Consider the following 25,367-nt stretch of genomic DNA (forward strand, 5'->3'; position numbering starts at 1 on the left):
GGGCACCACCGCGCGCCCGCCGCCCCGGCGCACGGGCCCGCACCGGCCGACGCGCCCGCCACCGCCCCGACGCCGGGCCGGGCCAACGGCCCGACCGCCTCCGACCCCGGCGGACCGGACGCCCCCGCTCCCGAGCCGGCCGCTCCTGAGCTGGCTGCTGCGGAGTCGGCTGCTTTGGAGTCGGCCGCTCTCGAGCGGGCCGCACCCGCGCCGGCCGCCTCCGGGCGTGCCGGTGCCGGGGAGGTGGCCGCCGGGCGGGGCGGGTCGGTGCCGGAGCGGCCGGGGGACCACTGGGACCGCAAGGTGGCAGCGGGGCTGGCCTTCCTGCGGCGGCGGCTCTCCGGCGACTACGAGGTCGACGAGTTCGGCTTCGACCCGGAGTTGACCGGAAAGGTCCTGCACCCGGTCCTGCGCCTGCTGTACCGGGACTGGTTCCGCACCGAGGTCAGCGGGATGGAGCACGTCCCGGTCGACGGGGCGGGGCTGGTGGTGGGCAACCACTCCGGCACGATCGCGCTGGACGCGCTGGTCCTCTCCGCCGTGCTGCACGACCGGCACCCCGCCCACCGGTACCTGCGGTTGCTCGGCGCGGACCTGGTCTTCCGGATGCCGATCGTCTCCGAGCTGGCCCGCAAGTCCGGCGGTACGGTCGCCTGCAACCCGGACGCCGAGCGCCTGCTCGGCTCCGGTGAGCTGGTCGGCGTCTTCCCCGAGGGGTTCAAGGGGATCGGCAAGCTCTACGCCGACCGGTACAAGCTGCAACGGTTCGGGCGGGGCGGGTTCGTCTCGGCGGCGCTGCGCACCGGCACCCCGATCGTGCCGGTCGCCATCGTCGGGGCGGAGGAGACGTACCCGATGCTCGCCGACATCAAGCCGCTGGCCCGGCTGCTCAAGCTGCCGTACTTCCCGGTGACGCCGACCTTCCCGTGGCTCGGGCCGCTGGGCATGGTGCCGCTGCCGAGCAAGTGGCTGATCGAGTTCTGCCCGCCGATCCCCACCGACCACCTGACCGACTCGGCCGACGATCCGCTGGTCGTGTTCAACCTCGCCGACCAGGTCCGGGAGACTATCCAGCAGACCCTGCACCAGCTACTCGAACGGCGCCCGGACCCGTTCGGCCCTTAGCCTGCACCTGCACCTGGAGGGCGCCCCCGGCGGAGACGACCTCGGCGTTGAACCGGTCGAATCCCCGGGTGGCGTAGACGTCGGCGGAGTAGTCCTGTCTGGCGAGCCAGCCTGTCAGGGCCTCCTGCTCGCCGTCGGCCAGCGCGGGCGCGAGGCACGAGTCGAGCAGCGCGCGGATCAGCTTCCGGTCGACCCGCAACGGCGGGTCGTCGTGCGTGGAGCAGTAGACGGAGGTCGGGCCGTTGTCCCCGTCGTCCGTGCCGCTGACCAGCCCCAGCCGGACCGGCTGGTCGTAGCCGGGCAGGGTCGCCTGGGCGCTGTAGTGCCGGTCCTGGGCCTGCGGGGTGGTGCCGAACCGCTTCGTCCACCCCGCCGTGATCTCGTCGATCGTCGAGCCCGGGATGGCCGGCAACGCGACGGCGGTCGGCTGCCCGCTGGGGGCCGCACCGTCGACCGGAGCGCCGGTGGGTGACTCCCCGGTGGGGGCTTCGACGGCCGGCCCGCTTCCGGGCGCCGGTGCGGCGGGTGGGGCGGCGGCTCCAGGGCCCTCAGCGGTCGGCGCGTCGGCTGGCGGGTCGGCCCGGAGCCAGAGGACGCCGGTGGCGGCGACCGCGGCGGCCACCAGGACCGCCCCGGCGATCAGCGGCTTCCCTGGCCGCCGTGATCCTGCTGGCGGCGGCGGATCGTCGGTCTCGGGCAGCGGCTCCCGTGGGGCCGTGCGGTCGCGGTCCTGCCCGGTCATGTGCATCCCCCGTCGTTGCCCGCCGTGTCCCCACGGCCCCGCAGCGGAGTCAAGCTAGCACCGGGTGGCCGACGCGGAGAACCCGAACCACTGGGCGTACCCGGAGCGGATCATGGGCTGGGCGGAGACGCCGCAGCTCAAGGGCTTCCGGATCATGTCCTCGGCGTACGCCGAACCGCAGTACGGGGCGAACTCGCCGCGGACCGGGCCGCAGGGCATGCGGCAGGTGCTGTCCATCCGGACCGGTACGAGTTCTGCTCGACGGTCAACAACTGCTCCCAGGCCAACAACGGCTGCCCGGCCGAGTCCGAGCTGTGCTGGTGGCACGGAGTCGCGAACTCGGGCAACTGCCTGCTGGAGGAGTGCGCCCGGGAGAAACTGACCTTCGGCGCCGGCGCTGCGGAACCGGGGGTCAAACGGATCTACCCCCGCAACTGCGAGACCTTCACCGGTAACAACGGCGGTAACCGCAACCCCAACAAGCGGGTCTCGGTGGTCTACTCGCTCAACGACACCGGGCAGTACAACCTCGGGTGCGACGTCGGCCCGAGCGACGGCAAGTTCACCATCCGGCGGGGCTCGCCGGCCGGCGGCGGCAGCACCGCCCCGTACGCCGACGTCGACCTGCACCAGATCGGCGCCGGCTACAAGGGACATCTCTGGTACACGTACGTGCACGCCGGCAACCCGAAGCGGCGGATCGTCGGGTCGTGGACGCCAAACCTCGACCTGATCCCTGGGGAACGGCACCGGTACGACATCCTCGCCCACGTGCCCAGCCACGGCGCGGACTACGACGGCGCCTCGTACCTGATCACCACGGGCACCATCGGCCAGCAGGTGACCTGCACGGTCAACCTGGCCGTGGAAGCCGGCTGGGCGGTCGATGTTGCCCCGGGCTCGCCCGGGTTCCCCGTTCCCAACCCGAATCCGGCCAACCTCGGCCAGGACAAGTGGGTGTACCTGGGCACGTACGAGCTGGGGCGGGGCGCGCAGGTGCAGTTGAACAACGTCGGCAGCGCCACCACCCAGAACTTCGACGCGGTGGCCTTCGACGCGATGGCCTTCGTGCCGATCAGTGCCAATCCGGGGCACAACTGTCGGGACGACTACTGACCGGTCGGCCCGCGCCGCGCCCGGACACCACGGCGGTGTCCGGGCGCGGTACCGCGTGCGGCGGCCGGGGGCGGATCGTCAGGCGTTGCGGCGACGGCGGTGCACGACCAGGCCGGCGGTGACCGCGCCGACCAGCAACCCGGCGACGGTCGACGGGACGGCGATCATGGCCGCCCGCCGGCCGGTCCGGAAGTCGTGCACCGGCCACCCGTGCTGGCGGGCCCGCCGCAGCAGGGTGCCGTCCGGGTTCACGGCCACCGCCCGGCCGACCGCCGAGAGCATCGGCAGGTCGTTGACGGAGTCGCTGTACGCGGCGCAGCGGGACAGGTCCAGCCCTTCGACGGCGGCGAGCTGGGCGACCGCGTCCGCCTTCGCCGGCCCGTGCATCAGCTCGCCGACCAGCCGCCCGGTGTACGCCCCGTCGACGATCTCGGCGACCGTGCCGATCGCCCCGGTCAACCCGAGCCGGGCGGCGATCACCCGGCCGATCTCCACCGGCGCGGCGCTGACCAGCCAGACCCGCTCCCCGGCGGCCAGGTGCCGCTCGGCGAGCCGACGGGTACCGGCCCAGATGCGGGGGGCCATCAGCTCGTCGAAGATCTCCTCGGTGAGCCGCTCCATGTCGGCCACCCGCCACCCCTCGATGAAGGCGAGCGCCGCCTCCCGGACCTGGGACATGGTGCCGGCGTGCTCGGTGGCGAGGACCCGGAACCGGAGCTGCTGCCAGGCGAACCGGGCCAGGTCGGCGGTGGTGACGTACTTGCGGGCGGCCATACCCCGGGCGAACCAGTAGAGCGACGCGCCCTGCATCATCGTGTTGTCCACGTCGAAGAAGGCGGCGGCGGTCGGGTCGGGCGCAGGGGGAACGGGCGGCCCGCTCTCCGCCCAGCCGGCGGTGTGCCCGTGGACGTCGGTGCTGATCGTCACCTTACGGTCTCGGGCCACGCGCTCCCCTTCCGCTCGACGTCCCGGCGGCTGCCGTTCACCGAGCCTATCCGGGCTGCGGTGACGACCGGCCGGACGGCGGGAGAACTCCGGACGGCCGGGCGGCGGGCCCGGGGTCAGCGCCGGCAAGCGAGCCGGCCCGGGGCCGGGGTCAGCGGGGGGTCGGGCAGGAGCCCGGGACGGGGCCGAACTCGTCGCTGCCGGTGGTCGCCGGGAGGCCGCAGGTGAGCGAGGTACGCAACACCGCGGAGCGCTCGCCGGCCGCGTCGAGCAGGGCGAGTGACCGGCGGGTCCGCTCCCGCTCGGCCCGGGAGGCCCCGTCGAGCAGGTCGTTGAGCGCGCGGCGCTGGCCGGTGAGGAAGGTGTCCACGGCGTCCAGCCCGGCCGGGTCGGTCCGCTGCGTGACGGCGGTGAAGAGCAGCCGTACGCCCTCGCGGGTGTGGCCGTCCATGCCGTCGAGCGCCGCGCCGTACCGGTCCCCGTCGCCCCGGACGGTGGCGGCCTCGCCGACCCGGGTCCGGGCGAAGTCGAGGAAGAGCTGACCCCGGCTGGGGTCCGAGCCGGCGAGGGCGAGCTGGGCCCGCTCGGTGGACCGCTTCATGCCGTACAGGGCGTCACCCGGTACGGCGTTCTCGCTGGCGGCCGAGATGCCGGAGACGGCGATGGCACCGACCGCGATGCCGGAGAAGATCGCCAGTCGGGCGCGGGCCCGCCGGGCTGTCACCGCCGGCAGCAGCGGTCGGGGCGGGGGACCGACGACCGGCTGTCGGCCGGCGGGTGTGCTGTCGGCCGGCGCGATCACGGGTGCCCCGATGCCCTCCCGTTCCGCCGTGGCCAGCAACATCGCGCGCAGGCTGGTGCGGAAACCGGGGTCGACCTCGGCGTCGACGGCGGGCCGCTCGGTGCTGAGGCGCTGCCCGACCGCGACGAGCGCGGTGAGCTGGTCGTCCACCCGGGACCGGACGTGGTGCCGACGGCCGCCGTTGGCTTCGTCGAGAAGCTGTGCGAAGCGCTCAGCGCGTCGACGCAGGAAGAGGCTGTGGTCCACCGCAGGCACCTCCTCTCGCTGGTCACGGCCGGTCAGCCGTGCTCGTCGCCAGCGACCGGAGACAGTGGGCACCGGCGTACGAAGGTTGTCGCCGACGGCGCTGCCCGGACCATGGGGCCCGGGATTGCCGGGGTGACCACCGGTCGCACCCGGAAAAACGGTCCGCGGCGGGCCCCGGTTACGGGGCCCGGGTGGCGAAATCGACCCGGCCGCCCCGCGATCCGTCCGCTGCCGGCGCTACGGCTGGAAACCGTCCGGCAGCAGCCGGGCCAGGGCCCGGACCGCCCGGTACTGCAACGCCTTGATCGCCCCCTCGTTCTTGCCCATCGCGCGGGCGGTCTCGGCGACCGAGAAGCCCTGCAGGAAGCGGAGCACGATGCACTCCTGTTGCTCGGGGTTGAGCTGCTTGACGGCGGTGAGCAGGGCGACGTTCGTGATGTGCTCGACCACCGCCGCCTCCGGGCTGCCCTCCGGGCCCCGGTCCTCGCGGTCGGCGTCCAGCACGTCGCCGGTGGTCACCTCCAGCCGGTACCGGCCCGACTTGAAGTGGTCGGCGACCAGGTTCCGGGCGATGGTGACCAGCCAGGCCCCGAGGTCCCGCCCCTGCCAGGTGAAGCTGCCGATCCGCTTCAGCGCGCGCAGGAAGGTGTCGGAGGTGAGGTCCTCGGCCAGTTGCCGGTTGCCCACCCGGAAGTAGACGAACCGGAAGACCGTGTCCACGTACCGGTCGTAGAGCAGGCCGAACGCCTCGGCGTCCCCGGCCTGGGCGCGTTCCACCAGCGCCCAGACCTCGGTGGCCGGGTCGGACGGGTCCGGCCGGCTCGGGTACCCCGTCGGGCTGCCACCGTTGCCGCCCCCGCCACCACCACCGCCCCCGGCGGTGGCCGGTACCGCCGGCAGCACCGCGGTCTCCGAGCAGGCCGGATCGGTCGGGGTGGGCGGGTCCGCGCTGCGGCGACCCTGCACCGGCATGGTCGGCCGGGCGGGGACCGCCACCCGACCCCCGACCGGTTTGGCGTTGCCGCCGGGTGCGGGCGGTCGCGGCGCGGCCTCGTTGTGGTGGGGCCGGCTGCGTAACCGTCTGGCCGCGTCCTCGCTCTGTACCGGAGGGCTCCAGGCGTCGTCGAGCGTCCCGCCGGGACGCTCGTTGACCGTCGACCGCCCGCCGGGCGTGCCCAGCCCGGCTGGTTGCTCCCACCCCGGGGCGGTCACCGCTCCACCCCCTTACCGTCCGTGACCGCCGGGACCCCGGCGCGGGGTCGCGCGACGGGGCCGACCGGACGGTCGGACAGGGTCGCTCCGGGGTACGCCGCCGACGCACGGCAGATCCCCCTGAGGTGCTGGTCCAATGCGCTCACGGGCACGGGGGCCTCCTCGGGCTGAGGGGTGTCAACTCACGGCAAATGGGGTGAGCCGACCCGAGTGATGATAGGGGCCGACGTCACCCGTGCGTGGCAAGTCCGTTACACAGAGCGGAAGTATTTCCCCCCCTGTCGGGCCCCCGCCGGACCGGTTGTCCGTCGTGGGCGTTTGACTTTCCGGCCGGCGGCTGATCCAGGTCAAAGGCCTGGTCAGGGTGGCTGCGGGGCAGGTCGGAGCGAGGTGTCCGGGCACTCGGCCGGGCCGGGTGCCGGCCACTGTGCCACACTCGGCCGAACGACCGCCCGCTGGAGGAGGTACCGATGTCCACCGACGCCCGGCTCACCCTGATCACCCGGCCCGGCTGCCACCTCTGCGAGGACGCCAAGGTGGCGTTGGATCGGGTGGTCGCGGTCACCGGTGACAAGTGGATCGAGAAGGACGTCACCGCCGACGTCGAGTTGGAGCGGGAGTACGGCGACCGCGTGCCGGTGGTGCTGCTCGACGGCAAGGAGCACGGCTACTGGCGGGTGGAGGAGGACCGGCTGCTGCGCGACCTCACCACTCCCCAGCTCTAGGCCGCTCGCCTATCGTGCTCGGATGACCCCTGCGCGCGACCACCTGGTGTGGGACTGGAACGGCACCCTGCTCAACGACCTGAGCCTGGTCGTCACCGCCACGAACGCCGCGTTCGCCAGCGTCGGCGGGCCGGTGGTGAGCACCGAGGAGCACCGGGTACGGTTCCGCCGCCCGGTCGCCGACTACTACGCCGAGGTGCTCGGCCGGGCGGTGGACGAGGAGGCGTTCGGCCGCCTCGACCGGATCTTCCACGACGCGTACCGGGCCGGGCTGACCACCTGCGAGCTGGCCGAGGACGCGGTCAGCGCGATGTCCGCCTGGCCGGGCAGCCAGTCCCTGCTGTCGATGTGGTTCCACGAGGAACTGGTCCCGGCGGTCCACACCTACGGGCTGACCGGGCGCTTCGCCCGGGTCGACGGCTCCCGGGCGGTGGTCGGCGGCGACCGCAAGGCCGAGTCGCTGGCCCGGCACCTGGCCGACCTGTCTGTCGACGGCGGGCGGGTGGTGCTGGTCGGCGACTCCCTGGACGACGCCGACGCCGCCGAGTCGGTCGGCGGCCGGGCGGTGCTCTACACCGGCGGCTTCACCGACCCGGAGCGCCTGCGCACCTCCGGCCACCCGGTGGCCGCCACCCTCACCGACGCCGTCCGCCTGGCCGTCACCCTCGTGTGACGGCTGAGGCGGGGGCGCGGCACCCTCCGCCGACCGCTGAGGCGGGGGCGCGGCGCCCTCCGCTGACCGCTGAGGCGGGGTCGGCGCCCTCCGCTGACGGCTGAGGCGGGGTCGGCGGGTCAGGAACGGAGGTAGGCCAGGACGGCGTGGACCCGGCGGTGGCGGTCCGTGTCGGGCGGCAGGTGCAGCTTCGTGAAGATGTTGCGGACGTGCTTCTCGACGGCGCCGTCGCTGACGAACAGGATCCGGGCGATGGCGGTGTTGGTGTGCCCCTCGGCCATCAGCGCCAGCACCTCCCGCTCGCGCGGGGTGAGCGCGCCCAGCGGGTCGTCGCGGCGGCGTCGGGCGAAGAGCTGCCCGACCACCTCCGGGTCGAGCACGGTACCGCCGGCGGCCACCCGGTCGAGCGCGTCGAGGAACTCGTCGATCGCGGCGACCCGGTCCTTGAGCAGGTACCCGACCCCGCCGCCGGCGCTGCCGGTGGTGGCGAGCAGGTCGTCGGCGTACGACACCTCGACGTACTGGGAGAGCACCAGCACGGGGGTACGGGGCACCAGCCGCCGGGCCTGCACCGCCGCCCGCAGCCCCTCGTCGGTGTGCGACGGCGGCATCCGCACGTCCACGATCGACACGTCGGGGCGGTGTTCGACCACGGCCGCCACCAGGGCGTCGCCGTCCCCGACGGCGGCCACCACGACGTGCCCGCGCTCGGTGAGCAGCCGGACCAGCCCCTCCCGGAGCAGGACGGCGTCGTCGGCGATGACCACCCGCATGGGTCTGGTGTCTACCACGTCGGGGCGGGGGGCCGGGGCGCGGCCGGGCGGGACGGGAGCCGCCCCACCGGCGGAATGTCCGGGGTCGGAGGCGGTCACAGCGGCAGCTCCGCGCGGATCTCGGTCGGGCCGCCGGCCGGGCTGACCACGTCCAGCCGGCCGCCCGCCGCGCGGACCCGGTCCGCGATCCCGGCCAGGCCGTGCCCCTTGGCCAGGTGCGCGCCGCCGTGGCCGTCGTCGGTCACGGCGGCGGTCAGCGTCGGGCCGTGCCGGGTCACCGCGACGGTGCACTCCGTCGCCCCGCTGTGCTTGGCGACGTTGGTCAGCGCCTCGGCGACCACGAAGTAGGCGGTGCTCTCCACGGCCGGGTCGAGCCGTCCGTCGGGCGTCGCCAGCTCGGGGTCGACCCGCAGCTCGACCGGGATCAGCCCGCGCCCGGCGAGGGCGGCCAGCGCGCTCGGCAGTCCCCGGTCGACCAGGATCGGCGGGGCGATGCCCCGGGACAGCGCGCGCAGTTCGGCGAGGGTCTCCCGGGTCTGGGTGACCGCCTCGTCGAGGGTGCGGCCGGCGGCGTCCGGGTCGCTGGCGAGCTGGTGCCGGGCCCGGCTCAGGTCCATCGCCAGCCGGACCAGCCGCTGCTGCGGCCCGTCGTGGATGTCGCGTTCCAGCCGGCGCAGCGCGGTGGCCTCGGCCGAGGCGGCGGCCCGCTTCTGCTCCTCCAACTGGGTGATCCGCTGGCGCATCTCGGCCACCCCGGTCAGCAGGGCCCGGCCGGGGCTGGCCGCCAGCAGCGCGCAGCCCCGGACCACCAGCGGGAGGGTGAGCAGGAAGAACACCCCGATCACGGTGTTCAGCCCGATCCGGGCGGCGGGGGAGGTGCCCAGGCCGAGCAGCTCCGCCAGCCCCTCGTTCTCCTCCGGGTGGGGCAGCGCCCAGTCGTAGGCCCAGTAGAGGGTGCCGACCACGGCGCCGGCCCACCAGGTCAGGGTCACCCCGAAGCTGGGTACCGCGAAGAGGAGCTTCAGCAGCGCGTGGAGCAGGTCGAGCCAGTACTGGGGGTCGCCGAGGGGCACCAGGATGCGCCGCCAGGTGCCCGCCCCGGGGGCCGGCTCCCGGTACTCCGGGCGGACCACCGGGTGACCGAGGACGCGCTCCAGCCGCTGCCGCTCGACGGCGGCCAGCTTGCGGGCGGTCTGCAGGGTGCCGGCCAGGATCGGCAGGCCGAGCACGGTGACCAGCAGCCCGGTCCCGAGGAGGGTGCCGGCGAACAGGACGACGAAGCCGGCGAGCGCGACCGGAAAGCCGAGCAGCACGTACCGGGTGTCGGTGCCGAGCTGGCGACGCATCCCGGCCCGGGGGGTGAGGACGCCGGTGGGCACCGGGGCGGCGACGGGCGGTGGGTCGGCGGAAGTGCTGGTGGTCATGCCGTCGAGGCTAGGCAGCCGGCGCGGCGGAACCCATCCTGCCCACCGGGTTCGCGCTGGTAGGGCTGCCCCCACCACGCCGATCTTGGTGATTGGCGAGGGAAGTCGGAATTGCGCAATAATCGACGGGTGGCCCCGCCGCGTCCGGCGGATCGATCTTGTGGAATGGAGGCCTGGTGGCGGCGCTGCGCCGATCTGCAAGATCGCGATTTGTGCACGTCTTCACAAGCGCCTACTCTGTAGTTCCGACGCGCCCCACTAGCACAGCCGTGAGTATCGGCCGCCGGTGGGAGTCCCGAAACGGCCGGCGACGGGAGCTGGCAGAGGATCGCACCGCACGGAGTCTCATGAGTCAGCATCGTCACCCTGGCGCGTCCGGCCGCGCCGGTGTCGTACCGGCGCTCCCGGACCTGCCCGAGGCGACCGTCGCTCGGCTTCCGGAGTACCTTCGTGCCCTGCACAACCTCGCGGAAACCGGGCACGAGACGATCTCCAGCGAAGGGCTCGCCTCCGCCGCCGGGGTGAACTCCGCCAAGCTCCGCAAGGACCTCTCCCAGCTCGGCTCGTACGGCACCCGGGGGGTCGGGTACGACGTCGCCCTGCTGATCGACCAGATCGAGTACGTGCTCGGGCTCACCCAACGCCGGGCCGTGGCCCTGGTCGGCGTGGGTAATCTCGGTCACGCTCTGGCCGGCTACGACGGCTTCGCCACCCGGGGATTCCGGATCGCCGCGCTCTTCGACGCCGACCCGAAGCGGGTCGGTGAGGAGATCAGCGGGCTGGTCGTGCGGCACATCGACGACCTGCCCCGGGTCGCCGCCGAGGAGGCCATCGCGATCGGGGTGATCGCCACCCCGGCCGCCGCCGCCCAGCGGGTCGCCGACGAGCTGGTCGCCGTCGGCGTGACGAGCATCCTCAACTTCGCGCCGTGCGTACTCTCGGTGCCGGACGGGGTCGACGTGCGCAAGGTCGACCTCGCCATCGAGCTCCAGATCCTGTCCTTCCACGAGCACCGTAAGGCATCGTTGACCCGGCTGCCCGCCACCGGCGGGTCCACCCTCACCGCGTTGCCCGGCGGGCTCGCGGCTCCCGACACCCAGGAGGCGATCGGCACGTGAAGCTGCTCGTCGTCGGCGCGTCGTACCGCACCGCTCCGGTCGCTGTCCTGGAGCACCTGGCGGTCGCCCCGGCCGACCTCACCCGCACCCTGGACCGGCTCGTCGGTCAGCCGTACGTGGCCGAGGCCGTGCTCGTCTCCACCTGCAACCGGGTGGAGGTGTACGCCGCCGTGTCCGGTTTCCACGGCGGGCTCGGCGACATCTGTGCCGTCCTCGCCGAGCAGGCCGGGTGCCCGCCGGCCGCGCTCGCCGACCACCTCTACGTGCACTACGACGCCGCCGCCGTGGAGCACGTCTTCCGGGTGGCCGCCGGGCTGGACTCGATGGTGGTGGGCGAGGCGCAGATCCTCGGCCAGCTCCGTGACGCGTACCACTGGGCCAGTGGCGCGGACTCGACCGGCCGGCTGCTGCACGAGCTGATGCAGCAGGCGCTGCGGGTCGGCAAGCGGGCGCACGCCGAGACCGGCATCGACCGGGCCGGCCAGAGTGTGGTCACCGCCGCGCTCGGCCTGGCCGCGGAGCACCTCGACGGTGGCCTGACCGGCCGGCCGGCGCTCGTGGTCGGGGCCGGCGCGATGGGTGCCCTCGGGGTGGCGACCCTGTCCCGCCTCGGGGCCGGGCCGCTGGCCGTGACCAACCGGGGGGCCGACCGGGCCGTCCGGCTGGCCGAGTCGTACGGGGCGAGCGCGGTGCCGATGACCGGGCTCCCCGCAGCGCTCTCCACAGTGGACATCGTAGTGGCCGCCACCGCGGCGACCGAACCGGTCCTCACCCGGGCGGTGGTCACCCGGGCGCTCGCCGGCCGGGACCCCGGCCGGGGGCCGCTGGTCCTGCTCGACCTGGCCGTGCCGCGCGACGTCGAGGCCGGCGTCGCCGAGCTGCCCGGCGTCGAGGTGATCGACATCGACCGGATGGCGGCGGTGCTGGCCGGCGGTCCGGCGGCGGCCGACGCCGCCGCCGTCGAGCGGATCGTCACCGGCGAGGTCGAGGGCTTCCTCACCTGGCTGCGCGGCGCCGACGTGGCGCCCACCGTGGCCGCCCTGCGCGGGCGCGCGGACGACGTGGTCAGCACCGAGCTGCGCCGGCTGGCGCAGCGTCGCCCGGATCTCACCGACGAGCAGCGGGCCGAGGTGGCGCGTACGGTGCACCGGGTGGTGCAACGACTGCTGCACCAGCCCACCGTACGGGTCCGGCAGCTCGCCGCGGAGCCCGGCGGCGACCAGTACGCGGCGCTGCTGCGCGAGCTGTTCGATCTCCAGGTGCCGCAGACCTCACCGGTCGGCACCGTCCCCGACGTGGTCGGCGGCACCGCGCCCGACTTGGTGGGCCCCGACACCGTCCCGCACTTCGGAGGTGACCGATGACCGTGCCCCTGCGCCTGGGTACCCGGGGCAGCGCGTTGGCGATGGCCCAGTCCGGGCAGGTGGCCGAGGCCCTCACCGCCGCCACCGGGCGGCCGGTCGAGCTGGTCGAGGTGGTCACCGCCGGGGACCGCTCGTCGGCCCCGGTGCACCGGCTCGGCGTCGGCGTCTTCGTCTCCGCCCTGCGGGACGCGCTCACCGCCCGCACCATCGACTTCGCGGTGCACTCCTACAAGGACCTGCCCACCGCGGAGGCGCCCGGGCTGCACATCGCGGCGGTACCGCCCCGCCAGGACCCCCGGGACGCCCTGGTCGCCCGGGACGGGCGGACCCTCGCCGAACTTCCCCCCGGTGCCACCGTGGGGACCGGCGCGCTGCGCCGCACCGCCCAACTGCACGCGCTCGGGATGCAGTTGGTGGTGACCCCGGTCCGGGGCAACGTCGACACCCGCCTGGCGCGGGTGCTCGGCCCGGACGCCGATCTCGACGCCGTGGTGCTGGCCCGGGCCGGCCTGGCCCGGCTGGGCCGCACCGACGAGATCACCGAGACGCTCGACCCGATGCTGATGCTGCCCGCGCCCGCCCAGGGCGCGCTGGCGGTGGAGTGCCGGGTCGACGACCCGGAGCTGGTCGAGCTGCTCGCCCTGCTCGACCACGCACCGTCCCGCGCCGCGGTCACCGCGGAGCGGGCGTTGCTGGCCACCCTGGAGGCCGGGTGCTCCGCCCCGGTCGCCGCCTACGCGATCCTCGCCGAAGGGGAGCCGACCGGCTCCGGCACCGAGGACGAGATCGTCCATGAGATCTACCTGCGCGGGGCGGTGATCAGCCCGGACGGTACCCGAGACCTCCGGCTGTCCCGCACCGGTACGCCCGCCGACGCGGCGGAGATCGGCAAGGCCCTCGCCGCCGAACTCCTCGACCTCGGCGCCGACTCGATCCTCGGCCAGGACGAACAGGCCGGCCCGGGGACACAGCACATTGGGAGCACAGGATGACCCGCACCCGTAAGCCCGTAGGCCGCATCGCGTTCGTCGGGGCCGGCCCCGGCGACCCGGGCCTGCTGACCCGCCGGGCGCACGACGCCCTGGTCGACGCCGACCAGGTGGTGTACGACCGGGGCGTACCCGAGTCGCTGCTCGACGCCGTACGCACCCAGGCCCGCCAGGACACGCAGTTCAGCCCGGCCGAGGGCGTACCGGGGGACGTGGCGAAGGTGCTGATCTCGGCGGCCCGCTCCGGGCTGAACGCGGTGCACCTGGTCGCCGGGGACCCGTTCGGCCACGACTCGGTGGTCAAGGAGGTGCAGGCGGTGGCCCGCACCGCCGCGCACTTCGAGGTGGTGCCCGGGGTCAGCCAGGCCGAGGGGGTGGCCACCTACGCCGGTGTGCCGCTGCCCGGCGTGCGCACCGCCGCCGACGTCGAGGACGTCACCGCGCTGGACTTCGAGGCGCTCGCCGCAGCCGTGGCCCGGGGCTCGCTGGCGCTCGCGGTGGACGCCGGTGACCTGGCCGCCATCCGGGACGGCCTGCTCGCCGCCGGGGTGGACGGGACGACCGAGGTCGGGGTGACCGGCGACGGCACCGGCGAGACGCAGTACACCACCACCTCGACGGTGGACTCCTTCGTCGCGGCGGCGCTCGGCTTCACCGGCCGGGTGGTGCTGACCCTCGGCACCGGCGTCGGCCAGCGGGACAAGCTGAGCTGGTGGGAGAACCGCCCGCTGTACGGCTGGAAGGTGCTCGTCCCCCGGACCAAGGAGCAGGCCGGCGCGATGAGCGCCCGACTGCGCGCGTACGGGGCGATTCCGTGCGAGGTGCCGACCATCGCGGTGGAGCCGCCGCGTACCCCGGCGCAGATGGAGCGGGCGGTCAAGGGCCTGGTCGACGGCCGGTACGCCTGGGTCATCTTCACCTCGGTCAACGCGGTCCGGGCGGTCTGGGAGAAGTTCGCCGAGCACGGCCTGGACGCCCGGCACTTCGGTGGCGTCAAGATCGCCTGTATCGGGGAGGCCACCGCCGACGCGGTCCGCGCCTTCGGTATCCAGCCGGAGCTGATCCCCGCCGGGGAGCAGTCCTCGGAGGGGCTGCTGGCCGAGTTCTCCCCGCACGACGAGGTGCTCGACCCGGTCGGCCGGGTGCTGCTGCCGCGCGCCGACATCGCCACCGAGACGCTCGCCGCCGGGCTCACCGAGCGCGGCTGGGAGGTCGACGACGTCACCGCGTACCGCACGGTGCGGGCCGCCCCGCCGCCGGCCGAGATCCGGGACGCGATCAAGTCGGGTGGCTTCGACGCGGTGCTCTTCACCTCCTCGTCCACCGTCCGGAACCTGGTCGGAATCGCCGGTAAGCCGCACGCGCGTACCGTGGTTGCTGTCATCGGGCCCAAGACGGCGGAGACCGCGACGGAGTTCGGCCTGCGGGTCGACGTGCAGCCGCCGCACGCCTCGGTGCCCGACCTGGTGGAGGCGCTCGCCGCGTACGCCGTGGAGCTGCGGGAGAAGCTGGCCGCGATGCCGGCCAAGCAGCGTCGTGGCTCGAAGGTGCAGGGCCCCACCGCGCTGAGGTTCCGCTAGTCGTCAGGGAGGCCCCGCCATGCCGTACCCCGAGATCCGGCCCCGCCGGCTGCGCCGCACCCCGGCGGTGCGGCGGCTGGTCTCCGAGACCCGGGTGGCCCCGGCCGAGCTGGTGCTGCCGATGTTCGTCAAGGAGGGGCTCACCGAGCCCCGCCCGATCGCCTCGCTCCCGGGGGTGCTCCAGCACTCCCGGGACTCCCTGCGCAAGGCGGCCGTCGAGGCGGTCCAGGCCGGGGTCGGCGGGATCATGCTGTTCGGGGTGCCGGCCGAGCGGGACGCCACCGGCTCGGGCGGCATCGACCCGGCGGGCATCCTCAACGTCGCCATCCGGGACGTGGCCGCCGAGGTCGGCGACGCCACGGTGGTGATGAGCGACCTCTGCCTGGACGAGTTCACCTCGCACGGGCACTGTGGCCTGCTCGGCCCGGACGGTGACGTCGACAACGACGCCACCCTCGCCGCCTACGCGGAGATGGCGGTGGCCCAGGCCGCCGCCGGGGCCGGCGTGGTCGGCCCGTCCGGGATGATGGACGGCCAGGTCGGGGTGGTCCGCCGGGCGCTCGACGCGGCCGGGTACGCCGACGTCGCGGTGCTGGCCTACGCCGTCAAGTACGCCTCGGCCTTCTTCGGCCCGTTCCGCGACGCCGTCGAGTCGGCGTTGCAGGGCGACCGGCGCACCTACCAGCAGGACCCGGCGAACCTGCGGGAGTCCCTGCGCGAGGTGGAGTTGGACGTCGCCGAGGGCGCCGACATGGTCATGGTCAAGCCGGCCCTGCCCTACCTGGACGTGGTCGCGGCGGTCCGGGCCGCCGTGGACGTCCCGGTCGCCGCCTACCAGGTCTCCGGGGAGTACGCGATGGTCGAGGCCGCCTCCGCGAACGGCTGGGTCGACCGGGAACGGGTGATCATGGAGACGCTCACCTCGATCCGCCGGGCCGGCGCGGGGATCATCCTCACCTACTGGGCCGCCGAGGCCGCCCGGCTGCTGCGCGAGAGCTACTGACCGGGCCGCCGGCCGGGCCCGCCGTCCGGGGCCGGCCGGACCCGGGTCAGGACGAACATGTACGGGTGCTTCGAGCCCCGGACGTCCATCGCGCCCAGGACCCGGTCCGCGTCGATGCGGCGGAACACGTCGTGGATCGGGTGGGCGTCGTAGCACATGGTGGCGGTGACCACCCCCCGGTATTCGGTCAGCCGCAGCCGCGCGGTCGGCCGGGCGGTGCCGAGCAGCGGCCGGAGCACCCGGAACAGGGTGTCCGCCGCCGGCAGCCGGGTCAGCGCCGGCTGCCGCATCAGCGTGCCGACCGGCAGCAGCGCCGGGTTGACGCTGGTCAGCCCCCCGCCCGGGGTACGGAAGACCAGCGGGTGGACCACCTCGGCGCTCTCGAACCGCTTGCCGTACCAGCCGAGCTGCTCCAGCAGCCCGTCCATCGGGTGGCCGGTCGGCAGGCCGGTCCCGCGCCAGCGGCCCAGCATCCCCTCGACCGGCACCGCCGGCAGGGTGTCGTAGTACGCCAGGGTCGCGTCGAGGTCCGGTCGTGCGCGCAGCTCGCCGAGGACGTCCGGGCCGCCCGGTCGGGTGGTCATCTCGTACCGTCTCTCCCGCTTCCGGGTCAGCCGTGGGCGTCGAGCCGGTGCACCAGCTCGGCGACGTCCGCGCCGTACTCGCACCACTCGCGGTCGGGGCGGTACCCCAGCTCGGCGTTGACCTTGAGCATCGCCTCGTTCGACTGGGCGTTCCAGGTCTGCACCTCGGTCAGCCCCGGCTCGGCCGAGCGGAGTTCGAGCAGCATCCGCGCCTTGATCGCCCGGTCGATGCCGTACCCCTGGTGGTCCTGCACCACGATCGTGTCGTACTGGTCGGCCCGGGTCGGGTGCTGTGCCGGGACGACCACCTCGGTCAGCCCGGCCACCTCCCCGGTCCGCTCGTGCAGGGCCAGCACGATGTACGGCTTCATGCCCCGCCGGTGCAGGCAGTCCAGGCTGTCCCGGAGCCGCTCCGGCTCGTACGAGCTGGGCCGCAGCTCGCCGTCCTCGACGTCGCGGATCTCGGCCTTCGCCCGCACGTACGCCTCGATCAGCTCGTTCGGCGGCCCACCCGGGTAGAACTGCACCTGGTAGCCCGCGCCCACCCCGGCGGCCATCTCGCCCAGCGCCGGCCAGTCCACCGTCGAGAGGTCGAGCACGCTGCGGGTCTCGACGTAGTCCCGGGTGAAGCCGAGCGACTCGTAGAAGGCGACGGCGGGCGTGTCACCCACCACCTCCACCCCGACCGACTGGAAGCCCTCCTGGTAGACCCGGCGGGCGGCCAGCCGGACCAGTCGTCGGCCGAGGCCGGTCCGGCGCTGGGACGGATGGACGAGCACCTCCAGCACCCCGATGTCGCCGAGTAGCAGCACGTGGACGTGCCCGAGGACGGCTCCCGGGGCCGTCGGATCGGTCGGCTCGGCCTGGACGATCCAGGAGATCCGCCGCTCGCCGGGCATCACCTCGCCGAGGTACTCCCGCATCGAGTCCGCCCGCCAGGACGGGTCCTGCGGAAGGTCGGTCGCCAGGACCGCGTTCAGCGTCTCCACCAGTGATGTGATCTCGGCGGACGACGCGGTCCTGGGATCCCATTCGCGCACCATCACCCGTCTAGCTTGCCGGGTGCAGGTGGCCGGCGGAAGTGTCCAGTTCTCCATTGTGCTTGGAAGATCACCTCACGTGCGACTGGCCTGACCGTACCGGTTGGCCGTGTTGTAGACGTCCAGCGCGTACCGGCGGACGTCGTTGTAGGACAGGATCGCCTCCCACCAGTCACCCGGAATGGTGAGGTTCCGGCTGCCCTTGCAGAGGTACCGGCCGGCGGCGAGCGCGGCGTCGTTGATGTTGTGCGGGTCCTTCACGCCGTCGTTGTCGGCGTCCGCCCCGATCTCCTCCCAGGTGGTCGGGATGAACTGCATCGGACCGACCGCCCGGTCGTACGTGGTGTCGTTGTCGAGCCGGCCCTGGTCGCTGTCCCGGATCAGCATCCGGCCGCCCTGGCCGTCCAGTGGCAGCCCGAAGATCAGTGGGTCCTCCGCCCGGCCGTTCGGCTTCAGGGTCGCCCCGTTCGCCTGCCCGTGCCGGGACTCCACGAACCCGATCGCGGCGAGCGTCGTCCAGCTCAGCCCGCAACTCCGGTTCGTCTCGGCGAGCACCAGTTCGGCGTAGCCGTACGCCTGCATGGCGACCGGCGAGATGCCCACCTTGGCGCCGGTGGTCTGCGCCCACGCGGCGAGCGCGTCGGCCGGCCGACCGACGACCGGACCGACCGCCGGCCCCGTCGGCAGCACGCCCCCGGGACCCGGTGTCACCCCCGGCAGGGGAGACCCGGAGAGGCCGGGCAGCGGCGTCCCGCCGGGCAGGGCCGGCACCGCCGTCGCGCCGGGCGGCAGGGGTACCCCGGTCCCGAGCCCCGGCACCACGCCGCTGCTCGGGTCGGCGGTCGCCTCGGCGACCCGCCGGGTGTCCCCGGCGGTCGCCGGCACCAGCAGCGCGCCGGCCGTCGCCGTGGCCGCGACCAGGGCGAGCAGGAACACGCCGGGCAGGGTGAGCCGTCCGCTGGGCCGCCGGGACCACTCCCGGGTGGCCTGCGCCGCCCGCGCCGCCGCCCGCCGGGGCGGCGTCCGCAGCGCGTGCGCGAACGGAACCCGCCGCCGCCGACCCCCCGACCCACCGGCCGCCCCCGCCGCCGCGCCACCGGTGGTGCTGGCCTTCGTGCCGTCGACCCCGATCTTCGTGCCGTCGGTCTTCGTGTCGCCGGTGCCGGTCTTCGTGCCATCCGCGCCGGCCGCCGCGCCGTCGGTCTCGACCTTCGTGCCGTCGGTCTTCGTGTCGCTGATGCTGGCCTTCGTGTCGCCGGTGCCGGTGCCGGCCGCTGGGCTGCCGCTGCCGTTCCCCCTTCCGGTGGCGGTGTCGGCGGTGCCGGCCTCGGGGCTGCCGGTGGCTGCCGCCGTCGGGCCGTCCCCGGCCCCGGCCGTCGGACCTGCGGTGCCGTCACCGGCCCCGGCCGTCGGACCTGCGGTGCCGTCGGCGGCCCCGGCCGCCGGATCCGCGGTGCCGTCGGCGGCCCCGGCCGTCCCGGTCGCCGCGCCGGCCTTGCCCGCTCCTGGCGTACCCGTCGCAGCCTGTCCGGCGGCCCCGGGCGCTCCGCCGGTCTGCCCCGCTTCGCTCTTCCCGGTCGTGATCTTCCCGACCGTCGGCTCGGCGGCGTTGACCTGCTGGGCGGCGGCGTCGGGCGGGCCGGTAGGTGCCTCTGACGTCCCGCCGGCCTGGGTGGTGCCGGCCTGCGTGGCATCGGCTGCCGTGGCATCGGCTGCCGTGGTGCCGGCCGACGCCGTACCGGCCGGCCCGGCGCTGCCGGTAGCCGGGGTGCTGTCGGCGGCTGGGGCGGTGTCGGGGGCCCGGGTGGTGCCGGTCGGTGGGGCGGTGTCGGCGGCGGCCGGGGGCTGCTCAGCAGGCTGTCTGCTCAGCCAGGGGCGGCGCGGCCGGGGTATCCGGAAGACGCGGGTCGGTGCCGGCGGCTCGCCGGACGGAGCGGGCTCGGCCGGGGGCGCGGCCGGCCGCAGAGGTCGGTTCATCGAGCTTTCCTGGCCGTCCACCACCCGTCGAGTATCACCCATGCTGCCCAGCACGTCAGGTCCGGCCGTACCCTGGTGGCATGCCCCGGTACGAGTTCCGTTGCCGCGCGTGCGGCGACACCTTCGAGGTAAACCGCCCGATGGCCCAGGCCGGCGCGCCGGCGTCCTGCCCGCAGGGGCACCACGACACGGTCAAGCTCCTCTCCACGGTCGCGGTCACCGGCCGGGGCGGTGCGGGAGCGGCCGGTGGTGCGCCCGCGCCCACCGGTGGAGGTTGCTGCGGTGGAGGCTGCGGCTGCTGACACCATCGTCCCCAGTGGACGGCGTGTTTCCCCTGACCTTGCCGCTGCGCAGGTCGAATGGCACCGTGGGGCACACCCGTTGGCCGCCGACGGCGCGCTACGGATGGCCCGGGGAGTGCATGATGCCGACGTGAGGTGCGGAGGTTCCACGCATGTCGACACCGACTGACCTCCCGAGCGGCCTGGTGACCTTCGTGTTCACCGACATCGAGGGGTCGACCAGGCTGGCTCAGCTCCTCGGCCCGGGGTACCGGCCGGTGCTGCGGGAACACCGCCGGTTGCTGCGCCGCACACTGGCCAGCACCGAGGGCGCGGAGCTGCTCACCGAGGGGGACTCGTTCTTCATCGCGTTCTCCGACGCCGCCGCCGCCCTGACCGCCTGCCTGACCGCCCAACTGGCCCTGACCGGGCACGACTGGCCCAGCCCGGAGTCGGCCCCCCGGGTCCGGATGGGGCTGCACACCGGGTACGCCGAGCCGCGCGACGGTGAGTACGCCAGCCCGGAGGTGCACCGGGCCGCCCGGGTCGCCGCCGCCGCCCACGGTGGGCAGGTGCTCTGCTCGGCGGCGACCGCCCGGCACGCCGATCCGCTGCCGGCCGGGGCGTCCCTGCTCGACCTCGGCCTGCACCGGCTGCGCGGCTTCGACGACCGGGAACGGCTGTTCCAGCTCGTCGCGCCCGGCCTGGAACGGCAGTTCCCGCGTCCGCGTACGGCCGACGCGGTGGCGCACAACCTGCCCACCCAGGTCACCACGTTCATCGGCCGGGAGGCCGAGCGGGCCGAACTGGACCGGTTGATGAGGCAGCACCGGCTGGTGACCGTGCTGGGGGCCGGGGGCGCCGGCAAGACCCGGCTGGCGGTGGAACTCGCCGCCTGCGTGGTGGAGTCCTATCCGGACGGGCTCTGGTTCGTCGACATCGCCACGGTCACCGACCCCGGCCTGGTGGCGTTCGCCGTCGCCGCCGTGCTCGGCCTGCGTCCGGAGCCCGGCCGGCCGATGGTGGACACCCTGGTCGAGTACGCCACCGACCGGCGGATGCTGATCGTCCTGGACACCTGCGACGCCCAGCCGGCCGCGTCGGCGGAGCTCATCTCCCGGCTGCTCGCCGGCGGCGGTGGGGTCCGGGTGCTCGCCACCAGCCGGGAGTCCTTCGGGCTGCCCGGCGAGGTGGTGTGGCGGATTCCGCCGCTCTCGGTCGACCCACGCCCCGACGGGGCGCAGAGCGACGCGGTCGCGCTGCTGCTCGACCGGACGGTGGCGGCCCGGGGCGGCCGGCAGCCCCATCCGGCCGAGGAGGCCGACCTCTGGCGGGTGGTGCAGCGGCTCGACGGCCTGCCGCTCGCCATCGAACTGGCCGCCGCCCGGCTGCGGGTCCTCTCGGCCGGGCAGCTCGCCGAGCGGCTCGACGACGTGCTGGGCACCCTCGACGCGGGCCGGGACGACCCGACCCCGCCCCCGGTCGAGGGGGACTGGAGCGGCAACCAGGAGGACACCGTCGACCTGGTCGCCGCCGCGACCGGGGCCTCCCCGCCCACGCCGGCCACCCGGGCGGTCCGCCGGTCGGCGGCGGAACGGCACCTCACCATGCAGGCGACGGTGACCTGGTCGTACCGGACCCTCGGGCCCCGGGCGGCACGCCTGCTGCGCTGGCTGTCGGTCTTCGCCGGCCCGGTCGACCTGGCGACCGTGCAGTGGCTACTCGACGACGACCCGCTCGACCCGCTCAGTGTGCTGGTCGACAAGTCGATGCTGCTGGCCGAGCCGAGCGCCGCCGGCAGCACGTACCGGATGCTCGACCCGATCCGGGCGTACGCGGCGCGGCGGCTGGCCGAGGCCGGCGAGGAACGGACCGCCCGGGACCGGCACGTGGCCTGGTCGACGCACGCCCTGGAACGGGCCCACCTGGGCCCGGACGGGCGGCCGGTGACCCTGTCGCTGTACGCCCTGGACCCGCTGGCCGGGGAGCTGCGGGCCGCGCTGCGCTGGTGCGCCACCGGGGGCAGCGCGCGGGCCGGCCTGCGGCTGGCCGGTGGACTGGACCAGTGGTGGCGGGAGCGGGGCCTGGCCCGGGAGGGGCGGCTCTGGCTGTTCCGGCTCTACGGCCGGATCGCCGAGACCGGTGAGGTGATCCCCGAGGCGGAGCTGGCGGCGGCGTACCATCTGCACTCGCTGCACGCCGGCGCGGACGGTGAGCTGGCCGAGGAGCTGCGCTTCTCGCAGCGGGCCGAGGCCGCCGCCCGGCAGGCCGGGGAGGCCGGCCTGCTGGCCCGGGTGCTCGCCGGACGGGCCGCCCCGCTGGTCGACATGGGACAGTTCGTCGAGGCGGAGCGGGTCTGCCGGGAGGTCATCGACTGGGCGCACGAGCAGGGCGTGATGGGCGACGCGCTCTTCGCCGTGTTCAGCCTGGCCGAGCTGCTCTGGCAGCGGGGCGCCCTGGACGAGGCGGCGGAGCTGCTGGGCGCGGCCCGCCCGATCGAGGCGGCCCGCCCGGTCGAGCGGGGCCGCCGGTCGGTGGACATGCTGCTCGGCATGGTGGCGCTGGCCCGGGGTGACCTGGTGGCCGCGCACGAGCACCTGCTGGTGGCGCTCCGCTCCCGACTGAGCCACGGCTTCCACGGGCGGGCCTGCGACACCGTGGACGCGATCGCGGTGCGCTGCGCCGCCGGGGGCGACCCGCTCACCGCCGCCCGGCTCTTCGGTGCCGCCCAGGCGACCCGGGCGAGCATGCGCTGCACCCCCGGCATCCACGACGCGTACTGGTCGCAGCGGCAGGCGGAGGTCCGGGGGCGGCTCGGTGACGGGGCCTTCGACGCCGCGTACCAGGAGGGGAGCGAGCTGAGCCTGGAGGAGGCGGCGGCGCTCGCGCTCCGGGTGGAGCATCCCGACCTCGCCGCCGACTCGACCCGCTTCACCACCCCCGCCCCACCCGTCGCCCCCTGACCCCACGCCCTTCCTTACACCTAGGCGGCTCGCTGCTCGGCGTGGGCCTTGAGGTCGGCGGCGCGGTCCAGGTCGGCCTGGCTGACGGCGGCGACGGAACCGAAGATCCGGACCGCCTCGTAGTAGGTCCAGGCCAGGCTGAGGCAGGCCGGCCGGACGACCGAGTTGTACGTGGCGCAGACCCGCTTCAGGTCCTCGTAGAAGGCGCTGTCCAGGCGGGCCTTGTTGGCGGAGAACTGGCCGACCGCCTTGTAGTTGCGGTACCCGAAGTCGTGCCGGTGGCAGGACAGCGAGAAGCTGAAGCCGAGCGGGTTGTCCGGGCTGGACGAGCAGTAGTCGGTGGACCAGTCGAAGTTGTAGGCGGCCCACGGCGCCCGGTTGAGTCGGGCCGAGTTCCAGTTGTTGTAGCTGGTGGCACTGGTCTGGGTCCAGCTCGACAGGACGCTCAGCTTCTGCTGCGGGGTGGGGGCGGCGGCGGCCGGGGACGCGGCGGCGAACGTGCCCGCCAGGGCCAGTGCGGCGGTGGCGACGAGGGTGGCGAGACGGCGGCGCATGGGGGACCTCCAGGGTGGCGGGGGTGTGGGGTTACCGGTCGGTCACCGGGATGTCGACCAGTGTCGTTGTATCGTCGTCCATGGATCTTCCACGGAGGGGAAATATTGGTGACATGCGTGGAAAGAGACGAATGCCCTGAGGTGTCGGAGCTGACCCGGCCGGGGGCGGGCGGCCGGCCCGGTCAGAGCCGCCGGGGCGGGCTGGCCGGGCTCTCGTTGGCGAGCCGGTCGAGCGCGGTGACCCGGTACGTGTACCGCCGGTCCGGCAGGGCCGTCGGGTCCACCCAGGACTGCGTCGCGCCGGGGACCGCCCGGACCGTGTCGACCAGGTGCGCGGCGTCGGCCAGCCCGCACGGGTCGGTCGGACCCGCCCCGTCGAACCGGTAGATCGCGTACCCGGTCGCCGTCCCGAACGGGCCCGTCCCGTCAGCCGGCTGCCGCCAGGTCAGCCGGACCCCGTCGGCCTGCCGGGTCGCGCCGCCGAGCACCGGGGCGAGCAGTGGCCGGGCCGGCAGGTGCGGCATGGCGGGTACCAGCGCCGGACGGGAGTAGTGCTCGGCGGCGTAGACGTCGGTCGCGCCGAGCCGGTTGGCCCGGACCTGGACGGCGGAGAAGTGGACGTTCCCCAGGACCTCCGGGTACGCCCGGTTCAGCGTCAGGTGGTCGGACAACTCGCGCGGGTCCTGCCAGTCCGGCCCGTACGCGGGGTCACCGCTCTTGTAGTCGGCCTGCCCGACGTAGAGGTGCACCCGGGTACCCCGGACGGTGCCGGCCCACCACGGGACCAGCCGGGCGTAGTCGGCCGCCGGATACTGCCCGATGTACCAGTACAACTGCGGCACGACGTAGTCGATCCACTCCTGGCGTACCCACCGGCGGCTGTCCGCCGAGACGATGTCGTAGGACTGGCTGCCGGTGGTGTCCGAGCCGAGCGGGTCGGCCGAGGCGTTGCGCCAGATGCCGAACGGGCTCACCCCGAACTTCACCCACGGCTTGACCGCCTTGATCCGGGTGCCGGTCTCCTGGATCAGCAGGTCGACGTTGTCCCGTCGCCAGTCCGCCCGGTCGGTGAACCCCCGGTGGTACCGGGCGAAGGTGGCGTCGTCGGGCACCTCGTGCGTGCCGCTCGGGTACGGGTAGAAGTAGTCGTCGAAGTGCACCCCGTCGATGTCGTACCGCCGGACGGCGTCCAGGATCGCGGTCTGCACGAACGCGCGGACCTCGGGTACCCCGGGGTCGTAGTAGAGCCGGCTGCCGGCGACCCCGGCCGGCGGGTACGCGAAGGTCCACTCCGGGTGCTGCCGGGCCGGATGGCCGGGCGCGAGCCGGTCGAGGTCGGCACCGGCCCCGCCCGGCGCCGGCATGGAGACCCGGTACGGGTTGAACCAGGCGTGGAACTCCAGGTTGCGCCGGTGCGCCTCGGCGACGAGGAAGGCCAGCGGGTCCCAGCCCGGGTCCTGGCCCCGCACCCCGGTCAGGTACTCCGACCAGGGCTCGTGCGGCGACGGCCAGAGCGCGTCGGCGGTCGGTCGGACCTGGACGACGACCGCGTTGTGGTGGCGTCGTTGCGCGAGGTCGAGCAGCGCGCGGTACTCGGCCTGCTGGGCGGCGATCCGGTCCGGGGCGGTCAGCGAGGCGGCCGACGGCCAGTCGATGTTGACCACCGACGAGATCCACATCGCCCGGAACTGCCGTTTCGGCGTCGCCGGGTCGGTGTCGCAGCCGGCGGTCGATCCGGGACCGGCGGTCGAGGCGGGAGCGCCGGTCGGTCCGGCGGCGGTGGTCAGCGCAGGGCGGCTGGTGGGTGGCGTGGTCGTGGCGGTCGCCGGGGCGGTGGCGGCAAGCGGGCCGAGCAGCGCCACGGCCAGGGCGGCGGCGGGCAGCCGGATCGCTGTCATCCGGCACCTCCCTTCGTCGGGTCGGCGGGCGGCCCCGGCGTCGGCGGCGGCCCGCCGGACCGGACCGGTCGGCGACATTCGCCGCACGACGAATATCGATAGAAGGAAAGTTTCACATCCGCCCGGTCTGCGCAAGGGGTCGTGGCCGGCGACGCCCGCCGATGTATCGATCGATCCGAGGTGATGCGGCGGAGTCTGGCCAGGTGTTACCGAAAGGCTGCGCGGGGTGACGG

The 25,367-nt window shown here is 74.5% G+C and carries 21 protein-coding genes and 1 pseudogene; 11 read left to right on the top strand and 11 right to left on the bottom strand.

Annotation, left to right across the window (positions count from 1 at the left end; genetic code table 11):
• The first annotated feature begins 243 nt into the window (after positions 1 to 243).
• Positions 244 to 1,125: a lysophospholipid acyltransferase family protein gene (locus AWW66_RS11060; RefSeq protein WP_067363910.1), complete on the top strand. Its 882-nt coding sequence runs from the start codon at positions 244 to 246 to the stop codon at positions 1,123 to 1,125.
• On the opposite strand, the gene AWW66_RS11065 is transcribed toward AWW66_RS11060, so the two are convergent.
• Complete coding sequence (locus AWW66_RS11065) at positions 1,067 to 1,867, bottom strand: hypothetical protein (RefSeq protein ID WP_157527377.1); 801 nt, start codon at positions 1,865 to 1,867, stop codon at positions 1,067 to 1,069. The genes AWW66_RS11060 and AWW66_RS11065 overlap by 59 nt on opposite strands.
• Positions 1,868 to 1,891: 24 nt before the next feature.
• Here AWW66_RS11065 and AWW66_RS11070 point away from each other — a divergent pair, with 24 nt between their 5' ends.
• Complete coding sequence (locus AWW66_RS11070) at positions 1,892 to 2,983, top strand: hypothetical protein (protein WP_245648163.1); 1,092 nt, start codon at positions 1,892 to 1,894, stop codon at positions 2,981 to 2,983.
• Between the two features lie 78 nt (positions 2,984 to 3,061).
• On the opposite strand, the gene AWW66_RS11075 is transcribed toward AWW66_RS11070, so the two are convergent.
• From AWW66_RS11075 to AWW66_RS11085, 3 genes are all read right to left on the bottom strand, one after another.
• On the bottom strand, positions 3,062 to 3,928 hold the full coding sequence (locus AWW66_RS11075) for an HAD family hydrolase (protein ID WP_067363790.1): 867 nt from the start codon (positions 3,926 to 3,928) through the stop codon (positions 3,062 to 3,064).
• Positions 3,929 to 4,079: 151 nt separating this feature from the next.
• Positions 4,080 to 4,976: a DUF5667 domain-containing protein gene (locus tag AWW66_RS11080; RefSeq protein ID WP_067363793.1), complete on the bottom strand. Its 897-nt coding sequence runs from the start codon at positions 4,974 to 4,976 to the stop codon at positions 4,080 to 4,082.
• A 237-nt stretch (positions 4,977 to 5,213) separates the two neighbouring features.
• Positions 5,214 to 6,188, bottom strand: a complete 975-nt coding sequence (locus tag AWW66_RS11085) for an ECF subfamily RNA polymerase sigma factor, BldN family (protein WP_067363796.1) — start codon at positions 6,186 to 6,188, stop codon at positions 5,214 to 5,216.
• A gap of 470 nt (positions 6,189 to 6,658) precedes the next feature.
• Between AWW66_RS11085 and AWW66_RS11090 the strand changes: the two genes are divergently transcribed.
• Together AWW66_RS11090 and AWW66_RS11095 are read left to right on the top strand one after the other, a co-directional pair.
• On the top strand, positions 6,659 to 6,913 hold the full coding sequence (locus AWW66_RS11090) for a glutaredoxin family protein (protein WP_067363799.1): 255 nt from the start codon (positions 6,659 to 6,661) through the stop codon (positions 6,911 to 6,913).
• A 22-nt stretch (positions 6,914 to 6,935) separates the two neighbouring features.
• A complete protein-coding gene (locus tag AWW66_RS11095) occupies positions 6,936 to 7,586 on the top strand; it encodes an HAD family hydrolase (RefSeq protein WP_067363802.1) in 651 nt (216 codons plus the stop codon).
• Between the two features lie 119 nt (positions 7,587 to 7,705).
• Here the strand turns inward: AWW66_RS11095 and AWW66_RS11100 are convergent, their stop codons facing one another.
• Positions 7,706 to 8,359: a LuxR C-terminal-related transcriptional regulator gene (locus tag AWW66_RS11100; protein ID WP_067363805.1), complete on the bottom strand. Its 654-nt coding sequence runs from the start codon at positions 8,357 to 8,359 to the stop codon at positions 7,706 to 7,708.
• Positions 8,360 to 8,454: 95 nt separating this feature from the next.
• Complete coding sequence (locus AWW66_RS11105) at positions 8,455 to 9,783, bottom strand: sensor histidine kinase (protein WP_067363808.1); 1,329 nt, start codon at positions 9,781 to 9,783, stop codon at positions 8,455 to 8,457.
• A 347-nt stretch (positions 9,784 to 10,130) separates the two neighbouring features.
• Between AWW66_RS11105 and AWW66_RS11110 the strand changes: the two genes are divergently transcribed.
• Genes AWW66_RS11110 through hemB form a run of 5 tightly spaced genes read left to right on the top strand, consistent with a single transcriptional unit; the run spans position 10,131 to position 15,837 of the window.
• Positions 10,131 to 10,901: a redox-sensing transcriptional repressor Rex gene (locus AWW66_RS11110; RefSeq protein ID WP_067363811.1), complete on the top strand. Its 771-nt coding sequence runs from the start codon at positions 10,131 to 10,133 to the stop codon at positions 10,899 to 10,901.
• Complete coding sequence (locus AWW66_RS11115) at positions 10,898 to 12,265, top strand: glutamyl-tRNA reductase (RefSeq protein WP_067363814.1); 1,368 nt, start codon at positions 10,898 to 10,900, stop codon at positions 12,263 to 12,265. Before AWW66_RS11110 ends, AWW66_RS11115 begins: the two co-directional genes overlap by 4 nt.
• Entirely contained in the window at positions 12,262 to 13,257 is a 996-nt protein-coding gene (gene hemC / locus AWW66_RS11120; RefSeq protein ID WP_067363817.1) for a hydroxymethylbilane synthase, read from the top strand. Before AWW66_RS11115 ends, hemC begins: the two co-directional genes overlap by 4 nt.
• Positions 13,254 to 14,834, top strand: coding sequence for a bifunctional uroporphyrinogen-III C-methyltransferase/uroporphyrinogen-III synthase (locus AWW66_RS11125; RefSeq protein WP_067363820.1), 1,581 nt, complete (start codon positions 13,254 to 13,256; stop codon positions 14,832 to 14,834). Before hemC ends, AWW66_RS11125 begins: the two co-directional genes overlap by 4 nt.
• A 19-nt stretch (positions 14,835 to 14,853) precedes the next feature.
• The gene (gene hemB / locus AWW66_RS11130) at positions 14,854 to 15,837 is read left to right on the top strand and encodes a porphobilinogen synthase (RefSeq protein WP_067363823.1); all 984 of its coding nucleotides are present in this window, start codon (positions 14,854 to 14,856) and stop codon (positions 15,835 to 15,837) included.
• Here hemB and AWW66_RS11135 read toward each other — a convergent pair.
• The 3 genes and pseudogenes from AWW66_RS11135 to AWW66_RS35245 form a co-directional block, all read right to left on the bottom strand.
• Positions 15,831 to 16,421: a DUF4334 domain-containing protein gene (locus AWW66_RS11135; protein WP_067363826.1), complete on the bottom strand. Its 591-nt coding sequence runs from the start codon at positions 16,419 to 16,421 to the stop codon at positions 15,831 to 15,833. The genes hemB and AWW66_RS11135 overlap by 7 nt on opposite strands.
• Before the next feature lie 26 nt (positions 16,422 to 16,447).
• Positions 16,448 to 17,464 (bottom strand): GNAT family N-acetyltransferase, encoded by a 1,017-nt coding sequence (locus tag AWW66_RS11140; protein ID WP_067363829.1) that lies wholly within the window; start codon positions 17,462 to 17,464, stop codon positions 16,448 to 16,450.
• A 72-nt stretch (positions 17,465 to 17,536) separates the two neighbouring features.
• Positions 17,537 to 18,909, bottom strand: a pseudogene (locus tag AWW66_RS35245) (lytic transglycosylase domain-containing protein).
• A 609-nt stretch (positions 18,910 to 19,518) separates the two neighbouring features.
• Here AWW66_RS35245 and AWW66_RS32615 point away from each other — a divergent pair.
• Both AWW66_RS32615 and AWW66_RS11150 read left to right on the top strand, forming a co-directional pair.
• Positions 19,519 to 19,740 carry an FmdB family zinc ribbon protein gene (locus tag AWW66_RS32615; RefSeq protein WP_083978399.1) on the top strand — a complete coding sequence of 74 codons (222 nt, stop codon included), beginning with the start codon at positions 19,519 to 19,521 and terminating at the stop codon, positions 19,738 to 19,740.
• A gap of 152 nt (positions 19,741 to 19,892) precedes the next feature.
• On the top strand, positions 19,893 to 22,682 hold the full coding sequence (locus tag AWW66_RS11150; RefSeq protein WP_067363832.1) for an ATP-binding protein: 2,790 nt from the start codon (positions 19,893 to 19,895) through the stop codon (positions 22,680 to 22,682).
• A 20-nt stretch (positions 22,683 to 22,702) separates the two neighbouring features.
• Here the strand turns inward: AWW66_RS11150 and AWW66_RS11155 are convergent, their stop codons facing one another.
• Both AWW66_RS11155 and AWW66_RS11160 read right to left on the bottom strand, forming a co-directional pair.
• The gene (locus AWW66_RS11155; protein ID WP_067363835.1) at positions 22,703 to 23,236 is read right to left on the bottom strand and encodes a phospholipase; all 534 of its coding nucleotides are present in this window, start codon (positions 23,234 to 23,236) and stop codon (positions 22,703 to 22,705) included.
• 182 nt (positions 23,237 to 23,418) lie between these two features.
• Positions 23,419 to 25,134, bottom strand: a complete 1,716-nt coding sequence (locus AWW66_RS11160; protein ID WP_067363913.1) for a glycoside hydrolase family 10-like protein — start codon at positions 25,132 to 25,134, stop codon at positions 23,419 to 23,421.
• Positions 25,135 to 25,367 lie beyond the last annotated feature (233 nt).

This window comes from Micromonospora rosaria (assembly GCF_001567585.1).
Lineage (GTDB): Bacteria > Actinomycetota > Actinomycetes > Mycobacteriales > Micromonosporaceae > Micromonospora > Micromonospora rosaria.